Genomic DNA, 16,679 nt, shown 5'->3' on the forward strand with positions numbered 1-16,679 from the left:
AGCTCGGCTCCAACAGGCGACTGAGTTTCCCGTTGGAGCGAGGCTTGCCCGCGAATCGTAGCGCCTCGGGGTAGCAGACAACCTCCGATTTACTGCGGTGCTTGCCCGCGATGAACGATGACGCGGTAGGACTGATGAACCGGAGTGTCTGTATCACCCGGATGCGGCCCAGACCAAGCACCGCACAGGGGTACGCGGCACGCCAGGCGCATCGCGTCATCGTTCTTCGCGAGCAAGCTACGCTCCCACCGACCATCGCATTCCCATATGAGTCCGCGCCACTTCCCAATCCAACCGAACCCCTACGCCTGCTCCCGGTCTGTTCCTGTATCACTTTTGAGGAATATGCCTTTATGTCCGCGCAACGTGGCCTTGTTTTACTTGCTCGAGGAGGCTACGCCGCTCGCGGTGTCGTGTACTTGATCATTGGTATCTTTGCCGTACTGGCAGCCCAGGGCTCATCGCAGCCGGCCGACAGCCACAGCAGCCTTGAGGCTTTGCTGAGTCAGCCGTTCGGGAATTTCATGGTCGGGTTAGTGGTGATCGGCCTGCTCGCCTTTGCGGCCTGGCGAATACTGCAAGCGACCCGCGACGTGGATCACCATGGCAACAGCTTCAAAGGCCTGGTGATTCGCGGCGGGTTGTTTGTCGGTGGCATAACCTACGGCGCGCTGGCATTTTTTGCTTTGGGGTTGCTGATCAGTGCCTTGGCCAGTTCCGGTGACTCCAGCGGTAAAACCCAGGACCTGCTGGCCTGGGTGTTGTCTTGGGACCATTCGAACCTTCTCGTCTACCTGGTAGCGCTGGTGCCGTTAGGCGTGGGTATCACTCACATCATCAAGGGCTGGAAAGCCACGTTCGAACAGTACTTCGACGCCGATGAGCAGGTAATGCGCTACGTAACTCCGGTGTCGCGCTTCGGTCTGATAGCCCGCGGGGTGGCTTTTATCGAAATCGCCGTTTTGCTGGCCGTCAGCGGATCACGCTATCAAGCGATGCATCCGCCCGGCATCAAGGACGCGCTCAACGGTTTGCAGGAACTGCCCGCTGGCGGCGTGGTGCTGATGATCGTCGCACTGGGGCTGATCGCGTTCTCGGCTTACAGCTTTGCTGAAGCCGCGTGGCGTAAAATCAACATGGATGTCCCTGATGCGCCTGATGCGCTGAAAAAACACTTCAACTGAGCATCGAGAAAAATATCTGGAAATAACTCGCATAGCTGGCCCCTCGCCTTCACCGCCCTTGGCAAACTCGCTGTCTTTTCAGAAGGTTAGGTGCCGGTTTTTATGCGGATTCTTGTTCTGGGCGTCGCGACGTTCGCGCTGGTGGCTGTTTCTCTCGGGGCGCTGGCAAAAGATGTCAGCAAAAGCGGGCGCTCCATGTGCACTTGGGGTTCGGGCATTGCCGCAGGAGCCCAGGAGGCCAAGCTTTCGGGGGTCACCTTGTACGGAGCCCGCAACAAATTGCAGAACCGCAAGTTCCCCCAACCCTGGATGCGCATGACCGCAATGGGCATCACCGAGCAAACCTATAAAAGTACTTCGCGACTTAAGCCTGCGGCTATTAAACAGACCTATTACGAGCAGTGCATAAAACACGAACTGGCGCGGCGCTGATCAAGTCTTGAATCCAACGATCAGTATTACAGCGGTCGGTTGATATGAATCCTGCTTAGACAGGGCCAGAATGACTCGCAGAGTTATACATGTCTGTAAACCGCTAACCCTGTAGCACCCGGACAGCGCGGCCTGAACAAGGCCGCGCTCACGACTTGCGGACCCCCAACGCTGCCGTTAATCGGCGCACCAGCTCTGCCTCGATCCGCCCTTGATCCCCACCCTCGCTAAACACGGCACAAGTTGCCGTCTTATTTCCATTGGTCCCTCGGTAAACAGCCACCACACTGCCCGGCCCGGCACCGGTGTGGCCGCTGAGTATCAGGCCCTGCTCAACCCCAGACTGCATCAGGCCAAGGGTATAACCCGGGGTGAGCCAAGGTCTGCCGGGAATCGGTCCGCCAAGTGCCCGAGCGCAGAGCATTTCGTCCAGGAGCGCTGGCGGCAGGATTGACCCGGACAGCAGGCCGTCCAGCAACACTGCCGCGTCCGCCATCGTGCCGACCAGCAAACCGTGATAAACCCAGGCCGGGTCGTAGTCGTCTTCCGTTCCCAGACATCCGTTCTGCAGGTCGGCGGGAGTCTTCGCCAGGCGTACCCGGGTCAATGCCAAGGGAGCCAATATCCGTTGAACAAGGGCTTGTTCGATCTCCAAACCCGTCGTCCGCCCGATCAACCGAGAGACATAAAGAAAGCCGACGTTCGAATAGCCCCAGCCTTCGCCGGGGCTATAACGCAAACGATCAGCATCGAGGCGCCGCAGCATTTCGGCCTCAGACCAAGGCGGCTGATGGTCAGCCACTGCCGCGTGGTATTCAGCCAGCTCGCCATAATCAGCCAGGCCAGCTTCGTGGCGCAGCAGTTGGCGCAAGGTGAACGGCCCTTCGGCTACCCGGTCATCCAGTGCGAGCAATCCGTCGCGGACCAGGGTCAGCGCCGTCGCGGCCAGCACCGTTTTGGTGAAGCTCCACCATGGGACCACAGGTTCCGTCATCTGGGGCGAGACAGCACGGCCATTCAATACAAGCGAAGAAAACATGCGTAACGTCTCTGTGCTTCGGACAAGTTGGCGAAGAGATTAACCCAATCGAGCTACGCCTGTTGGAGCGAGGCTTGCCCGCGAAAAAAGATGACGCGGTGCGTCTGGTCAACCGCGTCAAATGGTTCGCGGGCAAGCCTCGCTCCAACAAAGACCCCGGCTGCCTCTAAAGTTGATAGGCACCGGCATCCTTCACTGTTATCCCAACCCCACGTGCCTGTAAGGTACACCCCTGTGCAACTTCTCCACCCACTGTTCATCTGGAGCAAACATCATGGCAACCGCTTCTGCGAATATCCGTGTGCCGGTCTCGGCCGATAAAGTCTGGCAATTGGTCGGTGGCTTCCTCACCCTCAACGATTGGCTGCCAATGATTGCCAGCAGCGAATCACTTGAAGGCGGCCGGGTACGCAAACTCACTACCGCAGACGGCGCGGTCATTGTTGAGCGTCTGCAGACCTACGATAACGCCAACCGCACCTACAGCTATTCGATCGATACGGGACCTTTCCCGGCCACTAATTACTTGGCTACGTTGCAGGTCAGCGCCGCTGGCGAGCAGGAAACTGTAATTACCTGGTCCGGCAGCTTTACCCCGGAAGGCGTGTCAGACGCCGAAGTCGAAGCGCTGTTTCAAGGTGTCTATGACGGGGGGCTTGAGGCACTGAAAGGCAATTTTTAAACCTCGAACAGGGTACAACGCAGGCCTGGCGTTGAAATCAGCCGCGCCTGGGTCTGAACTGACCACGTATTGAGCCGTCAATATGGGCGCGAGTGTCCGTCTCGGGAGACGGGACACTCGGTTAAATCGCGTTTCGCTGTGCGGGAAGAATCGCGCATTATGGGCGCTGTCAGTTCAAGGAGACATTCATGCGCATCATTCCATCTTTTATGCGTCTTGCCGCCTTGTCGCTAGGATTGGTATTTGCCGCCACCGCCGTGGCGTCCGAAGAGTCACAGCTGGTGGAGTCAATCAACAGCTATCGCAATCAGTCACAGCGCTGTGGCAGTCAGGTCTCCCAGGAACTGCCACCGCTGACCACCGACACACGTCTAGTGCTGTCAGCCACTAGCACTGTGGATTTGCAGGAGGCCATGGCCCGGGCCACCTACCCGATGGTCAATGTGCAGGCAATCAGCCTGTCTGGCCCGCGGGATGCCCAGTCCGCCATGCAGACCCTACAGGAAAGCTTCTGCCAGGTTGTCCTCGACCCGCAATTCGTCGACATCGGCGTGAGTCGCGAAGGCCGGGACTGGCGGATCTTACTGGCACGGCCGCTGTTGACTGCACGCTTGGGAGACTGGCAAGCCGAGGGCCAGAAACTGCTGACGATCGTCAATACAGCCCGCGGCCAGGCTCGACAATGTGGCGGCCAGGCCTTCACGGCAGCGCCTGCACTGGCCTGGAATGCGAACCTGGCCACCGCCTCCGAAGCGCACAGCAGGGCCATGGCCAATAATAACTTCTTCGATCACAAAGACCGCGATGGGCGCACACCGGGTGACCGGGCGGAACTGGCAGGCTACGTTGCCCAGCAAGTCGGCGAAAACATAGCCGCCGGACAAGACACCGTGCGCAAAGTCGTCGACGGCTGGTTGGCCAGCCCCGGCCACTGCAGCAACCTGATGAACCCCACCTTCCATGAATTAGGCGCTGCCTATGCGGTGGATCCGAAAAGCGATGCGGGGATTTACTGGACGGCGATGTTTGGGGTGCAGTGACACAGCTGCATGCCAATGCGCCTTCCCGTAGGAGCGCGCTTGCTCGCGATAGCGTTGAATCAGGCGATGATTTTTCAACGCAACCACCGCCATCGCGGGCAAGCGCGCTCCTACAGATCCCGTGATTAATGCTCGACAGGTCAGGTATCTGGCCCTCAGCCCCGAATCAACGCCTTGATCCGCGACGCCAGGGCTTCCAGTGCGAAAGGTTTGGTCAGCACCTCGGTGGCCGGCTCCAGATGGCTTTTGTCGAGCACTGCGGTTTCTGCATAACCGGTGATGAACAAGACCGGCAGATCTGGCCGGTTGACCCGTGCTGCGTCGGCCATCTGTCTTCCATTGATGCCACCAGGCAGGCCGACGTCCGTTACCAGCAGATCAATCCGCACGTCGGACTGCAGAATCTGCAAGCCGGCCAGACTGTCCGCCGCCTCAATCGCAACATAGCCCAGGCTGGCTAACACCTCCGTGACCAACATACGCACCGATGACTCGTCATCCACGACCAGCACGGTTTCGCCTGTGCCAGTCACAGGTATCCCGCCGATACTTGTCGGCACCGCTTGCGCCGTGGCCTCGAGCCGGTGACGCGGCAGGTGCAGACACACCGTAGTGCCCTGATTAATCTCGGAACGAATCCTGATTTGCCCGCCTGACTGACGGGCGAACCCATAGATCATCGACAGGCCCAACCCGGTTCCCGCGCCCACCGGCTTGGTCGTGAAAAAAGGCTCGAAAGCCCTGGCGATCACCTGCGCACTCATGCCACAACCGGTATCGCTGACGGAGATTTTCAGGTATTCGCCAGGAGCCAGATCCTGATCCAGCTCACTGCCTTTCTCAAGCCGTTCATTGCCGGTTTCGATGACCACACTGCCACCCTCGGGCATGGCGTCGCGGGCATTGATGCACAGATTGAGCAGCGTGTTTTCCAGCTGTGCGGGGTCAATCAGTGCGGTCCATAGATCGTTGCCGGCACGCACCTGAATATCGATTGAGGGCCCGACCGTCCGGCTGATCAGCTCTTCCATGCCGCGGATCAATGCATTCACGTCGGTCGGCAAGGGGGCAAGCGTCTGGCGCCGCGAGAATGCGAGCAAACGATGGGTCAGTGAAGACGCTCTTTGCACGGCACCCTGAGCGACCGTCAGGTAGCGTTCAACGTCCGCGACCCGGCCTTGATTCAGGCGCATCTGCATCAGCTCCAGGCTGCCGGATATCCCCGCCAACAAGTTGTTGAAGTCATGGGCAATGCCACCGGTGAGCTGACCGACTGCTTCCATTTTCTGTGACTGGCGTAGCGCCTCTTCAACGACTTCGCGCTCGCTGATCGCCTGCAGAATGCGTTGCTCAAGGGTCAGATTGAGTTCCTGAACGGCCTCTTCGGCCTGTTTGCGTGCGGTCACGTCGATGGACGAGCCGATCAAGCCGATGACGTCGCCCGCCTCGTTGCGCAACGGTGACTTGACCGACAGCCAGGTCGCGGCAGAACCATCCGCCAGCCGCACCTGTTCCTCAACCTGCTCGACCACACCCCCCTGCATGATCCGCCGGTCAGTGGCCATGATCACCCGGGCCTGCTCCTTGTCGGCCAGGTACTCCAGATCCGTCTTGCCGAGGTAGAACTCCGGGGGCTTGCCGATCAGTTGCGTGGTGCCATGGTTGGCCACCAGCATGCGGCCCTCCAGATCCTTGGCGAAGACCACGCCCGGAACAGCGGCAGTGAAGGTGCGTAATAGCTCAGTGATTCGGTCACGCTCGGCTTCAGCTGTGCGGCGCATCTGGATGTCGAGCAACACACCCAGAAAACGGCTGGGCTGACCTTGATCGTCGTATTCGACCCGGCCATTGGCCTGAAACCAGCGATAGTTGCCCTCATGCTGCATGACCCGGTATTCGCACTGATAAGAGCCACCACGGCGAAGCGCGGCAAGGATCTCGGTCTCGACGCGCGCTCGATCATCAGGGTGAATCGAGGCTGTCATTTGCTCCAGCGGCAAACCCTGCGCCGCCTGCTGCTCAGTGATGCCGAACGACTCGGCAAAACGTGCATCCCCTGTCACATGGTCAGCCGGCACATCCCACACCCAAGTACCAACGATAGCCTCGGCGTCCAACGCCAGTTGCAAGCGCTCGGCCGTGTTGCGTACCGGAAAGTCCAGCAGCCCGAGATCCTCGGGCCCATCATCCTTAACTTTGTCGCTCATCAACCAACCACTGCCTGTTCGTTATTACCTGACCGAGCCGGCCGCCTGCCGGGGATGTTGCCGAGGTGAGCGTGGCATTACAAGCCTGGCGGATAATCGCCCCGGTATCGCTGAAGCGACCTCATGCACTCAAGCGCGAGATGACATCGTTCAGGCCGATCGACAGACCATGCAGGTCATTACTTGCAGACTGGGTGCGCTTGACGTTGTCCTGATTGGTGCTGGCAATAGCGGTGATTTCCGTGAGATTGCGCGAAATATCCTCTGCCACGGAGGTCTGTTCTTCAGCGGCTGTAGCGATTTGGCGATTCATGTCACGAATCGCTTCCACGGCCGAGGTGATGCGCTGCAGAGTGCTGCTGGCGTTGGTGACCTGCTCAACGCTCTCTTCGCTACGCGCCTGGCCGCCCTGAATGGCCAGCACCGCATCGCTGGCGCCGGTCTGCACCGAATCAATAATCTGATTGATCTCGGCAGTCGACACCGCAGTGCGTTGCGCCAGCGTGCGAACTTCGTCAGCCACGACCGCAAAACCACGCCCTGCTTCACCGGCACGCGCAGCTTCAATGGCGGCGTTGAGAGCCAGCAGGTTGGTCTGTTCGGCAATCCCGCGAATCACCTCGAGCACTTTGCCGATACGCACACTGTCGGTTTCCAGACGCTGGATCACGTTCGCGGTGCTGCCGATCTCATTGCGCATCAGGCTGATGGTTTTCATGGTCGACTGCATGACCTTGTCGCCTTCCTGAGCATACCGATCGGCATCATCCGCCGCCTGGGCAGCCTGAGCGGCATGGCGCGCAACTTCCTGAGCGGTTGCCGACATCTCGGTCATGGCCGTAGCCACCTGATCGGTACGTTCGAATTGCTCGTGGGTGCCTTGGGCCATCAGTGTCGCAATGGATTTCAATTCGTTGCTCGCCACATCCAGCTCAGAGGTGCTGCTTTTGAGACGGCTGAAGGTATCCGCAAGGAACTCACGCAGGATGTTGGCGGCGACTGCCAGATGACCCAGTTCATCCTGGCGAGTGATGTTGACTCGCTCGCCGAACTGGCCATGGCTCAACCGGGATACGTAGTCGATCAGCGTGCGAATCGGCGTGATCAAGTTGCGATTGACTACCCACAAGGTCACCAAGCCCACGAGTATCGCTGAAGCCAGCATGATCAGCGCCCCGAACAGAATGGTCCGGTCTGCCGCACTGCTGATCATCAACGATTGCTCGCCGCTGTTTTTGCGCAAACTTTCAACCAGCTGGCTCATCTGCTCGCTGGCGGCTCGGTCCACGCCCTTGACGGCAACATCGCCCGCCACCGAGTCTCCACTGGCGGCGATGAAAGCGTCACGCCCCTTGCGGTAAGACACGCCCAACGCCTTGTGCTCATCAATCAGCTTCTGCACCTGACTCAATGTCGACGGCGATGCGCCTTTGACTTGGGACAGCTGGCTCAAAACGTCCTGAACCAAACGTTCCTGCTCTTCGAACTGCGCCCAATATTTGTCCCGATCCGCAGCTGACTTGCCACGGATCAGCATGTTCTTCCACTCCTGAACCTGAATCTTGAATTGCAGATTCGCTTCATCGACCAATTGCGATGAGCGCAAAGGCCCTTCGAGGAGCCCGCGATAGGACTGAACATTGTTGGAAAGAAAGTGAAAGCAGGCCAATGCAATCAATAACACCAGCACCAGACTGCCGCTCAGCAGGCCCAGTATCTGAAGTCGGAGGGATTTAGCCATGAAAAGTACCTCAGGAGGGGCGATCCGCGACGACGCGCAAATCGAAAAATTTCGACTTCCTTGTACTGAGCGTTCCTGGCCGAAGCCTAGTAACGCAACCTGTCTGCTCATCGGCGGGAGGATGAACACCTTGAGGACCATCTATCGTTTTGGAGGTATCGAGGTGTTTTGCGCCCCCCCCCCTGTAGGAGCGCGCTTGCCCGCGATGACATTCGCATACCTGACACAGATGCTGACCCTAAAATCGAATCGCGGGCAAGCGCGCTCCTACAGGTATTGCGCTAATCCACCTGCCCAAACACCTGACTCGGCCTTCTCAACGACGGATCGAACGGATTGATCCGCGCGCTGATCACTGCCGCTTCGCGTTTGAGCAGTTCGACCACGGTGGGCAGGCGGTCAGGGCCGAGGCGGTCGCTGATGGTGGCGACGCTGAGGGCGGCTACCGAGCGGCCTTCGCGGTCGAAGATCGGCACGGCCAGGCCCGCCATGCCGGGTAAGGCTCCGGTATTGCGGGCGGCGTAGCCTAGACGGCGGACATTTTCGACTTCAGAGCGCAGGAAAACTTCGTCGTACAGGTGGAAATCCTTGAGGCGCGGCAGGTTGTAGCTGATCACCGTGTCACGCTCTTCTTCGGGCAGGTAAGCCAGGATTGCCAGACTGCCCTGCCCCACACCTAATGCCACGCGGCCGCCGATGTCGCCAGTAAAGGTGCGAATCGGGTACGGCCCTTCGCTGCGGTCCAGGCAAATCGCGTCGAAGCCGCTTCGGGCCAGCAGGAACAGAGAGTCCCCCAAGGATGCGGACAGGCGCAGCATGCTGGGCCGGACGATTTCCCGCAGGTTGCCGGTCTTGCCCGCTTTAGCCGCCAAGGCAAAGAACTCAATGCTCAGCCGATAGCGCTTGCTGCGCTGATCCTGCTCGACCATGCCCTCGTCCATCAGGCTGCGCAGCAGACGGTGGGTGGTGGGTTGCGAGAGGCCGACCTGCTGAGCCAGTTGCGTCACGCGCTCGCCCTCTTCCGGGCAATCACCCAGGCAGCGCAGCACGGCAAACATTCGAGACACCGCCCCCACGCCTGTGTCTCTTGGATTTCCATTCCGCTCAGTGGAATTCATATGCGTAGTTACCGATAACTAATTCAATGATCGAAAGAACTGAAAGAAATATACCATTCAGTGAAATTCTTTCTTTCGCCCATCCTAGTCTTCGTCTTAATCTCAGTCCACAGGGCGATTTGAACAAAACCTGGTAGCCGACTCAGATCGAGCACCAACGTCCACTGCAACTGCAAGATTCATTTCGCATCTGCCCATAACAACAGCGTGTCGTCTTTCGGCGCGCATGATGAAAGGTGGAACGCAGCTATGGCTTTTTTGCAGCTTGAAGGTCTCTCCAAACGCTACGGCGCCATCGACGCTGTGGTCGCCACCCACCTGGCGGTGGAAAAAGGCGAATTCGTTTCTCTGCTCGGGCCGTCCGGCTGCGGCAAGACCACTACCCTGCAAATGATTGCCGGCTTCGTTGAAGTCAGCGACGGCCGCATCGTGCTCGATGGTCGCGACATCACCCACGCCAAGCCCAGTAGTCGCGGCCTTGGGGTGGTATTCCAGAGTTATGCGCTATTCCCGCACATGAGCGTTGCCGATAACGTCGCCTTTGGTTTGCGCATGCGCAAAGTGCCAGCGGCGGACATTCAGCGCAGGGTGGCCACGGTGCTGGAGCTGGTGCGTCTGAGCCAGCATGCCCAGCGCTACCCCCGCGAACTGTCCGGCGGGCAACGCCAGCGGGTGGCACTGGCCCGAGCGCTGGTGATCGAACCGCCTGTGCTGCTGCTCGACGAGCCGTTGTCCAACCTCGACGCCAACCTGCGTGAAGAGATGCAATTCGAGATCCGCCGCATCCAGCGCGAAGTCGGCATCACGACGCTGATGGTCACTCACGACCAGGCCGAGGCCCTGTCCATCAGCGATCGTGTGGTGGTCATGCAGGCCGGACGCATCACGCAGATCGACGAGCCATACAAACTCTACGAACACCCGCGGACCCGATTCATTTCCGGTTTTGTCGGCAAGGCCAACATGCTGCCAGGGGACCTGGATGGCCGAGGTTGTCCGCAAGTGCGCCATGTGCCGGGCGATGGCGCCCTGACATTGAGCCTGCGTCCGGAGAAGATCGATCTGGTGGCCGCTGGCTCCGGTCGCTTGCAGGGCAAGGTCATCACCCGTTATTTCCTCGGCAGCCAGTGGTTGTATCGCATCGAAACCGCCATCGGCGAACTCACCGTGGTACGTCGCAATGACGGCGACGCCCCCATGGAAGAAGGCACCGCAGTGGGGATGGACTGGCAAGCCGGGTTGCTGCGGGTACTGGACGCCGACGAGGTGCATCCATGAGCCTGATGAGTGATGTGCGGCGCGGCGGGCGCGGTTATCTTTTGTCAGCACCGGCCCTGGTGATGTTCACCTGCCTGCTGCTGGTGCCTCTGGCTTTGACCCTGATCCTGTCTTTCAACGTGTTCGACTACGAAGTCGGGGTCAAAAGCGATTCCTACACCCTGGCCAACTATGGCGAGGTGCTCACCGATTCCTACTTCTACGAGATCTTCCTGCGCACCTTCTGGATCAGTGCACTGGTGACCCTGCTCTGCGTGGTCATCGGTGTGCCGGAGGCCTACATCCTCAGCCGCATGGGCACGCCGTGGCGCTCGATCTTCCTGATTCTGATCCTCACCCCGTTGCTGATTTCGGTGGTGGTACGGGCGTTCGGCTGGAGCCTGTTGCTGGGCGCCGATGGCCTGATCAATCAAGGAATCCAGGCGTTGGGCGGGCAACCGATCAAGATGCTGTACACGCCTTTCGCAGTGATCATCGCGTTGGTCCACGTGATGCTGCCGTTCATGATCATTCCGATCTGGACCTCCCTGCAAAAGCTCGACCCGGCCGCCGAACAGGCCGCGCTGTCACTGGGCGCAACCCAGGCCAAGGTCATGCGCCTGGTGGTGTTGCCACAGATCATGCCGGGGATGTTGTCCGGCACGCTGATCGTGTTTGGCCTGTCGGCCAGTTCGTTTGCGATTCCCGGCCTGCTGGGCGGACGTCGCCTGAAGATGGTCGCCACCGTGGTCTACGACCAGTACCTCTCGGAACTGAATTGGCCCATGGGCGCAACCATTGCCGTGGCGCTGCTGCTGGTCAACCTGCTGGTCATGTTGTCCTGGAACCGCATGGTCGAAGGCCGCTACAAGAAAACCCTGGGGGAATGAGCCATGTCTAAAAACGGTCCTTTGGCCCTGTCGTTTCACGCCCTGGTGGTGGTGTTCATGATGGCCCCGCTGGTGGTGGTCTGCCTGGTGGCGTTCACCCCGGAAAACACCCTGAGCCTGCCGACGTCGGGTTTCTCGCTGCGCTGGTTCCGCGCAATCTTCGAGCGCGCCGACTTCATCGACTCGTTCTATAACAGCCTGATCCTGGCGTTCGTTGCCGCGTCACTGGCGACGCTGATCGCCGTGCCCGCCGCACTGGCGATCACTCGCCATCAGTTTCCGGGCCGCAACTTCCTCAACGGCCTGTTTCTGTCGCCGATCATCATTCCCCACCTGGTGCTGGGTGTGGCGTTGCTGCGGTTGTTTGCCCTGATGGGCGTCAATGGCAGCTTCTTCTGGCTGACCCTGGCCCACGTCGTGATCATCACGCCTTATGTACTGCGGCTGGTGATCGCAGCAGCCATCGGCATTGATCGCAGCGCCGAGCAGGCCGCCGAGTCGTTGGGTGCCAGCCGCTTCACGCTGTTCCGACAGATCACTTTGCCGATGATCCTGCCGGGTGTGGCGGGTGGCTGGCTGCTGGCGTTCATTAATAGCTTCGACGAAGTCACCCTGTCGATTTTCGTCACCTCGCCTTCAACCCAAACCTTGCCGGTGCGCATGTACGTTTACGCCACGGAGTCCATCGATCCGATGATGGCCGCCGTTTCGGCCCTGGTCATTGCCCTGACCGCCGCCACCATGATCGTCCTCGACCGGGTGTATGGCCTGGATCGGGTGCTGGTCGGCAAACATTAACCTGAGGCCTGGAGCGCGATCCTCATGGCACTGCTCAAACGTTTAGTCGAACTAGACCGCCCGGCGCTGGCCTTCACCCTTGATGGGCAGCCCGCCAGCGGCTTGCAGGGCGATACTTTGCTCACCGCCGTATTAACCAGCAGCGAACACCTGCGCGGCAGCGATTTCAGCGCCGAGCCCCGGGCCGGATTCTGCATGATGGGCGCCTGCCAGGATTGCTGGGTACGGCTGGGCGACGGTCGCCGGGTGCGCGCCTGCTCGACGTTGCTGGAACCCGGCCAGATCGTCAGCCGTGATCCGGGGCGCCAGCTATGAATGTTAATGCGCAACCTTCAGTGGTGATCGTCGGCGCTGGCCCGGCCGGAATTCGCGCTGCCCAGACCCTGCATCAGCATGGCGTCAATGCCTGCCTGGTGGACGAAGGGCTGCGCGGTGGCGGGCAGATCTATCGTCGCCAGCCGGAGAACTTCCGCCGCGAACCCAAGACGCTGTACGGTTTCGAAGCCGGCAAAGCGACGGCGGTGCATCAGGCCATGGATGAACTGGCCACGCAGATCGACTATCGCCCGCAAACGTTGGTCTGGAATGCTGAAAATCAGCGGCTCGATGTTGTTCGGGAAGGCCGCGCCGGGTCCATCGACTACACCCATCTGATCGTCGCCACCGGTGCCACTGATCGCATCCTGCCGGTTCCGGGCTGGACGCTACCCGGTGTGTACAGCCTGGGTGCGGCGCAGATCGCCTTGAAGTATCAGGGCTGCGCTATCGGCGAACGGGTGGTGTTCGCTGGCAGCGGCCCTCTGCTGTATCTGGTGGCCTATCAATACGCCAAGGCTGGAGCCAAGGTGGTGGCGGTGCTGGATAGCGCGCCCTTTTCCGCACAATGCCGCGCCCTGCCCGCGCTGCTCGGTCAGCCAATGACCCTGGCCAAAGGTTTGTACTACCGCGCCTGGCTGACGGCCCACGGGATCGCCGTGCACCAGGGCGCGACATTGCAACGTATCGAAGGCGAAAAACGGGTCAACGGCGTGCAATGGCAAGACAGCGGCCCGGTCCAGCAGCTGGACTGTGATGCAGTGGCTTTCGCTCACGCCTTGCGCAGTGAAACGCAACTGGCCGACCTGCTGGGTTGCGAATTCCAGTGGAGCGCTTTGAACCGCGCCTGGCTGCCGAGCAGAGACAGCGCCGGGCGCAGCAGCGTGCCGGGGGTCTATCTGGCGGGTGATGGCGCGGGAATCATGGGCGCCGACGCTGCGGAGATGGCCGGCGAGCTGGCGGCGCTGGCTCTTCTGGCGGACAACGGCAAACCCTTCGACCCGGTTCGCAGCGAGCATTTGCAGCGCAAACTGGGAGCCATCGAGCGCTTTCGCCACGGACTGGAAACCGCCTTCCCTTTCCCCATCGAGTGGGCGGGCAAAGTCCCGGATGAAACCATGATCTGCCGCTGTGAAGAGGTCAGCGCCGGTGACATTCGTGCCACCGTCAACGAAGGTCACTGGGAAATAAACCGGGTCAAAGCCATGTGCCGGGTGGGCATGGGCCGTTGTCAGGGGCGCATGTGCGGATTGGCGGCGACAGAGCTGGTCGCCCATTGCAGCGGGCGGGACCTGCAATCGGTCGGACGCTTGCGCGGTCAGGCACCGATCAAGCCACTGCCGTTCGGTCTGGAGAGCCAGCCATGAGCAAGGTTATTGAAACCGACGCGCTGATCATTGGTGGCGGCATCGTCGGTGCCTCTGCAGCGCTGGCGCTGGCCTTGAAAGGCAGGCGTGTAGCGCTGCTTGAAAGGGATTTCTGCGGCTCACATTCCAGCGGCGTGAACTATGGCGGCGTGCGTCGTCAGGGCCGGCCGCTGAGCCAGTTACCTTTGTCCCAGCGCGCCCATGCCATCTGGAGCGGTTTGCGGGAACTGATCGGCATCGACGGGGAATACCTGCGCTCCGGCCACCTGAAACTGGCCCGCAGCGAGAAGGACATGGACGCCCTGCGCGCCTATGCCGAGGCCAGTCGCGGCTTTGGTCTGGACCTGCAATTACTCGACCGCGAACAGCTGCGCGCGCGCTTCGCCTGGGCCGGTGACGTGGCGGTGGGTGCCTCACTGTGCGCTGACGATGGCCACGCCAACCCGCGACTGGTGTCACCGGCCTTCGCCCGCGCCGCACAACGGGCCGGGGCGCAGATTTTCGAACAGGCCAAAGTGATAGATGTCAGCCATGACGGCGGAGTGTTTGTGGTGCGTACCGCCAATGACCTGACCTTGCGTGCGCCATGGCTGCTCAACTGCGCAGGTGCCTGGGCCGGTTCTCTGGCGGCGCAATTCGGGGAGCCGGTGCCGATGGTGTCCGGCCACCCGGCGATGCTGGTCACCGAGCCGCTGCCGATGTTCATGGATGTCAGCACTGGCGTTGAAGGTGGTGGTATCTATGCCCGGCAAGTAGCCCGAGGCAACTGTGTGCTGGGCGGCGGCCAAGGCTTTGCGCTGGACCCGACCAAGGCCAGACCGGGTCAGGCTGCCGTACTGGAAATCCTGCGCAATGCCGCCGAGCTTTATCCGCCCCTGGCCGGTGCGCAGGCGATCCGCACCTGGAGTGGTACCGAAGGGTATCTACCGGATCGCGAGCCGGTGCTGGGCCCCAGTATTACCCAGCCGGGTCTGCTGCATGGATTCGGTTTTGCAGGTTCTGGTTTTCAGATCGGTCCTGCTGCCGGTGAAGCCCTGGCGGAATATGTCTGCACCGGCCAATCTACGATTTCCCTGGATGGTTTTTCCATCCGCCGTTTTCAACAGACTGCCCAAAGCTGTAAAAGCGTTAGCCATTGATTCATCCATTGCACACTTTGTTCATCTGGAAAAAGGAAGGTCGCTTCGATGAAGAACGTAAAACGTATCGCATTCTCCGGCTTGTCGTGCCTGCCCCTCGCAGCGTTGCTGGCTTCTTCCCCTGCGCACGCCGTGCCAACGCTGTACCTGGGCATGAACGGCGGCACCATGGAGCGCCTCTACGCGGATCAGGTGCTGCCCGCTTTCGAAAAAGCCAACAACGTCAAGGTCGTGATCGTACCGGGCACGTCCTCTGACATCCTTGCCAAGGTTCAGGCCAGCAAAGACAACCCGCAAATGCACGTGATGTTCCTGGATGACGGCATCATGTACCGGGCGATTTCCATGGGCCTGTGCGACAAGTTGCAGCCAAGCCCTGCCCTGTCTGATCTGCCGGCCAAAGCCAAGATCAAGGACGAAGCGGCGGCAGTGAGCCTTGGTGTGACGGGTCTGGCTTACAACACCAAGATGTTCAGTGAAAAAGGCTGGGCGCCGCCGACCTCGTGGATGGATCTGGCGGACAAGAAATTCAAGGAGAAAGTGGTGTTCCAGTCCATGGCCTCTTCGACTTTCGGTCTGCACGGCTTCCTGATGTTCAACCGCATTCAGGGCGGCAGCGAAACCGACGTGGAACCTGGCTTCAAGGCCTGGCCGAAAACCGTCGGGCCGAACGTGCTGGAATACATTGCCAGCTCGGCGAAGATCTCGGAAATGGTACAGACCGGTGAAGCCGCGCTGTTCCCGCTGACGCCGACCCAAGTCACTGCCTTGAAGATCAAAGGCGTACCGGTGGAATACGCACCGCCCAAAGAAGGCGGCGTGGTGCTCAACGTGGCCGAATGCGCCATCGCCAAAAATGACCAGCCGGAACTGGCGCAGAAACTCGCCGCTTACCTGCTGACCCCGGAAGCTCAGGCGCCAGCACTTGAGTTTGGTGACCAGATCCCGTCCAACCCGAAAACCCCGACCACCGAGAAAACCAAAGGCCAGGTCGCGGCCATGAACAAATACCTGGAGACCGCCGTCACCATCGACTGGGATCAGGTCAACCAACTGCGCCCAGAATGGAACGCGCGGTGGAACCGGTCGGTAGAGCGATAGGCTCGATAACACTGAGGGAGCGGTGCTTGCCCGCGAATCAGGCGACGCGGTCTATCTGGCATACCGAGGTGTCCCTATCGCGAGCAAGCTCGGCTCCCACAGGAATCCGGGTTCTTCAGACGCACCGAGTCATGGTTCTTCGCGGGCAAGCCCGGCTCCAACAGGTTCAGTGATTGTCCGTTGGAGCGTGTGGGCGGCATTCCGACGTGCCCGCGAATCAGGCGATCGCCCAACCCTGTGGGAGCGGTGCTTGCCCGCGATAAAGGCGACGCGGACTGTCTGGATCACCGAGGTGTACCTATCGCGAGCAAGCTTGAACTGGTCAAGTAATCACGGACACCGGTTACGGTTTATGCCGCTTTTTTCTCC

At 60.3% G+C, this 16,679-nt stretch carries 15 protein-coding genes; 11 read left to right on the forward strand and 4 right to left on the reverse strand.

The annotated features are described in order from the left end of the window. Positions 1 to 353 precede the first annotated feature (353 nt). Positions 354 to 1,184 carry a DUF1206 domain-containing protein gene (locus IV01_RS04000; RefSeq protein WP_032630949.1) on the forward strand — a complete coding sequence of 277 codons (831 nt, stop codon included), beginning with the start codon at positions 354 to 356 and terminating at the stop codon, positions 1,182 to 1,184. 102 nt (positions 1,185 to 1,286) lie between these two features. After that, entirely contained in the window at positions 1,287 to 1,616 is a 330-nt protein-coding gene (locus tag IV01_RS03995; protein WP_032630951.1) for a hypothetical protein, read from the forward strand. Between the two features lie 148 nt (positions 1,617 to 1,764). On the opposite strand, the gene IV01_RS03990 is transcribed toward IV01_RS03995, so the two are convergent. Next, a complete protein-coding gene (locus tag IV01_RS03990; RefSeq protein ID WP_032630952.1) occupies positions 1,765 to 2,655 on the reverse strand; it encodes a serine hydrolase domain-containing protein in 891 nt (296 codons plus the stop codon). Between the two features lie 274 nt (positions 2,656 to 2,929). Here IV01_RS03990 and IV01_RS03985 point away from each other — a divergent pair, with 274 nt between their 5' ends. Both IV01_RS03985 and IV01_RS03980 read left to right on the forward strand, forming a co-directional pair. Further along, positions 2,930 to 3,337 carry an SRPBCC family protein gene (locus IV01_RS03985; RefSeq protein ID WP_032630954.1) on the forward strand — a complete coding sequence of 136 codons (408 nt, stop codon included), beginning with the start codon at positions 2,930 to 2,932 and terminating at the stop codon, positions 3,335 to 3,337. A 188-nt stretch (positions 3,338 to 3,525) separates the two neighbouring features. After that, on the forward strand, positions 3,526 to 4,377 hold the full coding sequence (locus tag IV01_RS03980) for a CAP domain-containing protein (RefSeq protein WP_032630955.1): 852 nt from the start codon (positions 3,526 to 3,528) through the stop codon (positions 4,375 to 4,377). Positions 4,378 to 4,532: 155 nt separating this feature from the next. On the opposite strand, the gene IV01_RS03975 is transcribed toward IV01_RS03980, so the two are convergent. The 3 genes from IV01_RS03975 to IV01_RS03965 all read right to left on the reverse strand — a co-directional run bounded on the left by IV01_RS03975 (position 4,533) and on the right by IV01_RS03965 (position 9,443). Further along, positions 4,533 to 6,584: a hybrid sensor histidine kinase/response regulator gene (locus IV01_RS03975; RefSeq protein WP_032630956.1), complete on the reverse strand. Its 2,052-nt coding sequence runs from the start codon at positions 6,582 to 6,584 to the stop codon at positions 4,533 to 4,535. A 121-nt stretch (positions 6,585 to 6,705) separates the two neighbouring features. Further along, entirely contained in the window at positions 6,706 to 8,325 is a 1,620-nt protein-coding gene (locus IV01_RS03970) for a methyl-accepting chemotaxis protein (RefSeq protein ID WP_032630957.1), read from the reverse strand. 281 nt (positions 8,326 to 8,606) lie between these two features. Continuing rightward, the gene (locus IV01_RS03965; protein ID WP_032630958.1) at positions 8,607 to 9,443 is read right to left on the reverse strand and encodes an IclR family transcriptional regulator; all 837 of its coding nucleotides are present in this window, start codon (positions 9,441 to 9,443) and stop codon (positions 8,607 to 8,609) included. Positions 9,444 to 9,692: 249 nt separating this feature from the next. Here IV01_RS03965 and IV01_RS03960 point away from each other — a divergent pair, with 249 nt between their 5' ends. The 7 genes from IV01_RS03960 to IV01_RS03935 are packed head-to-tail and all read left to right on the forward strand — an operon-like array spanning position 9,693 to position 16,310. After that, positions 9,693 to 10,721, forward strand: a complete 1,029-nt coding sequence (locus IV01_RS03960; RefSeq protein ID WP_032630959.1) for an ABC transporter ATP-binding protein — start codon at positions 9,693 to 9,695, stop codon at positions 10,719 to 10,721. Next, complete coding sequence (locus IV01_RS03955; protein ID WP_032630961.1) at positions 10,718 to 11,590, forward strand: ABC transporter permease; 873 nt, start codon at positions 10,718 to 10,720, stop codon at positions 11,588 to 11,590. The genes IV01_RS03960 and IV01_RS03955 overlap by 4 nt, the downstream gene beginning before the upstream one ends. Positions 11,591 to 11,593: 3 nt before the next feature. After that, the gene (locus IV01_RS03950; protein WP_032630962.1) at positions 11,594 to 12,388 is read left to right on the forward strand and encodes an ABC transporter permease; all 795 of its coding nucleotides are present in this window, start codon (positions 11,594 to 11,596) and stop codon (positions 12,386 to 12,388) included. Between the two features lie 24 nt (positions 12,389 to 12,412). Next, positions 12,413 to 12,703, forward strand: a complete 291-nt coding sequence (locus IV01_RS03945) for a (2Fe-2S)-binding protein (RefSeq protein ID WP_032630964.1) — start codon at positions 12,413 to 12,415, stop codon at positions 12,701 to 12,703. Continuing rightward, positions 12,700 to 14,070, forward strand: coding sequence for an NAD(P)/FAD-dependent oxidoreductase (locus tag IV01_RS03940; RefSeq protein ID WP_032630965.1), 1,371 nt, complete (start codon positions 12,700 to 12,702; stop codon positions 14,068 to 14,070). Before IV01_RS03945 ends, IV01_RS03940 begins: the two co-directional genes overlap by 4 nt. After that, complete coding sequence (locus IV01_RS0125475; RefSeq protein ID WP_032630966.1) at positions 14,067 to 15,209, forward strand: NAD(P)/FAD-dependent oxidoreductase; 1,143 nt, start codon at positions 14,067 to 14,069, stop codon at positions 15,207 to 15,209. The genes IV01_RS03940 and IV01_RS0125475 overlap by 4 nt, the downstream gene beginning before the upstream one ends. Before the next feature lie 48 nt (positions 15,210 to 15,257). Then, entirely contained in the window at positions 15,258 to 16,310 is a 1,053-nt protein-coding gene (locus IV01_RS03935) for an ABC transporter substrate-binding protein (RefSeq protein ID WP_032630968.1), read from the forward strand. The last annotated feature ends 369 nt before the right edge of the window (positions 16,311 to 16,679 follow it).

It is taken from the genome of Pseudomonas syringae (genome assembly GCF_000737245.1).
Classification (GTDB): domain Bacteria; phylum Pseudomonadota; class Gammaproteobacteria; order Pseudomonadales; family Pseudomonadaceae; genus Aquipseudomonas; species Aquipseudomonas syringae_J.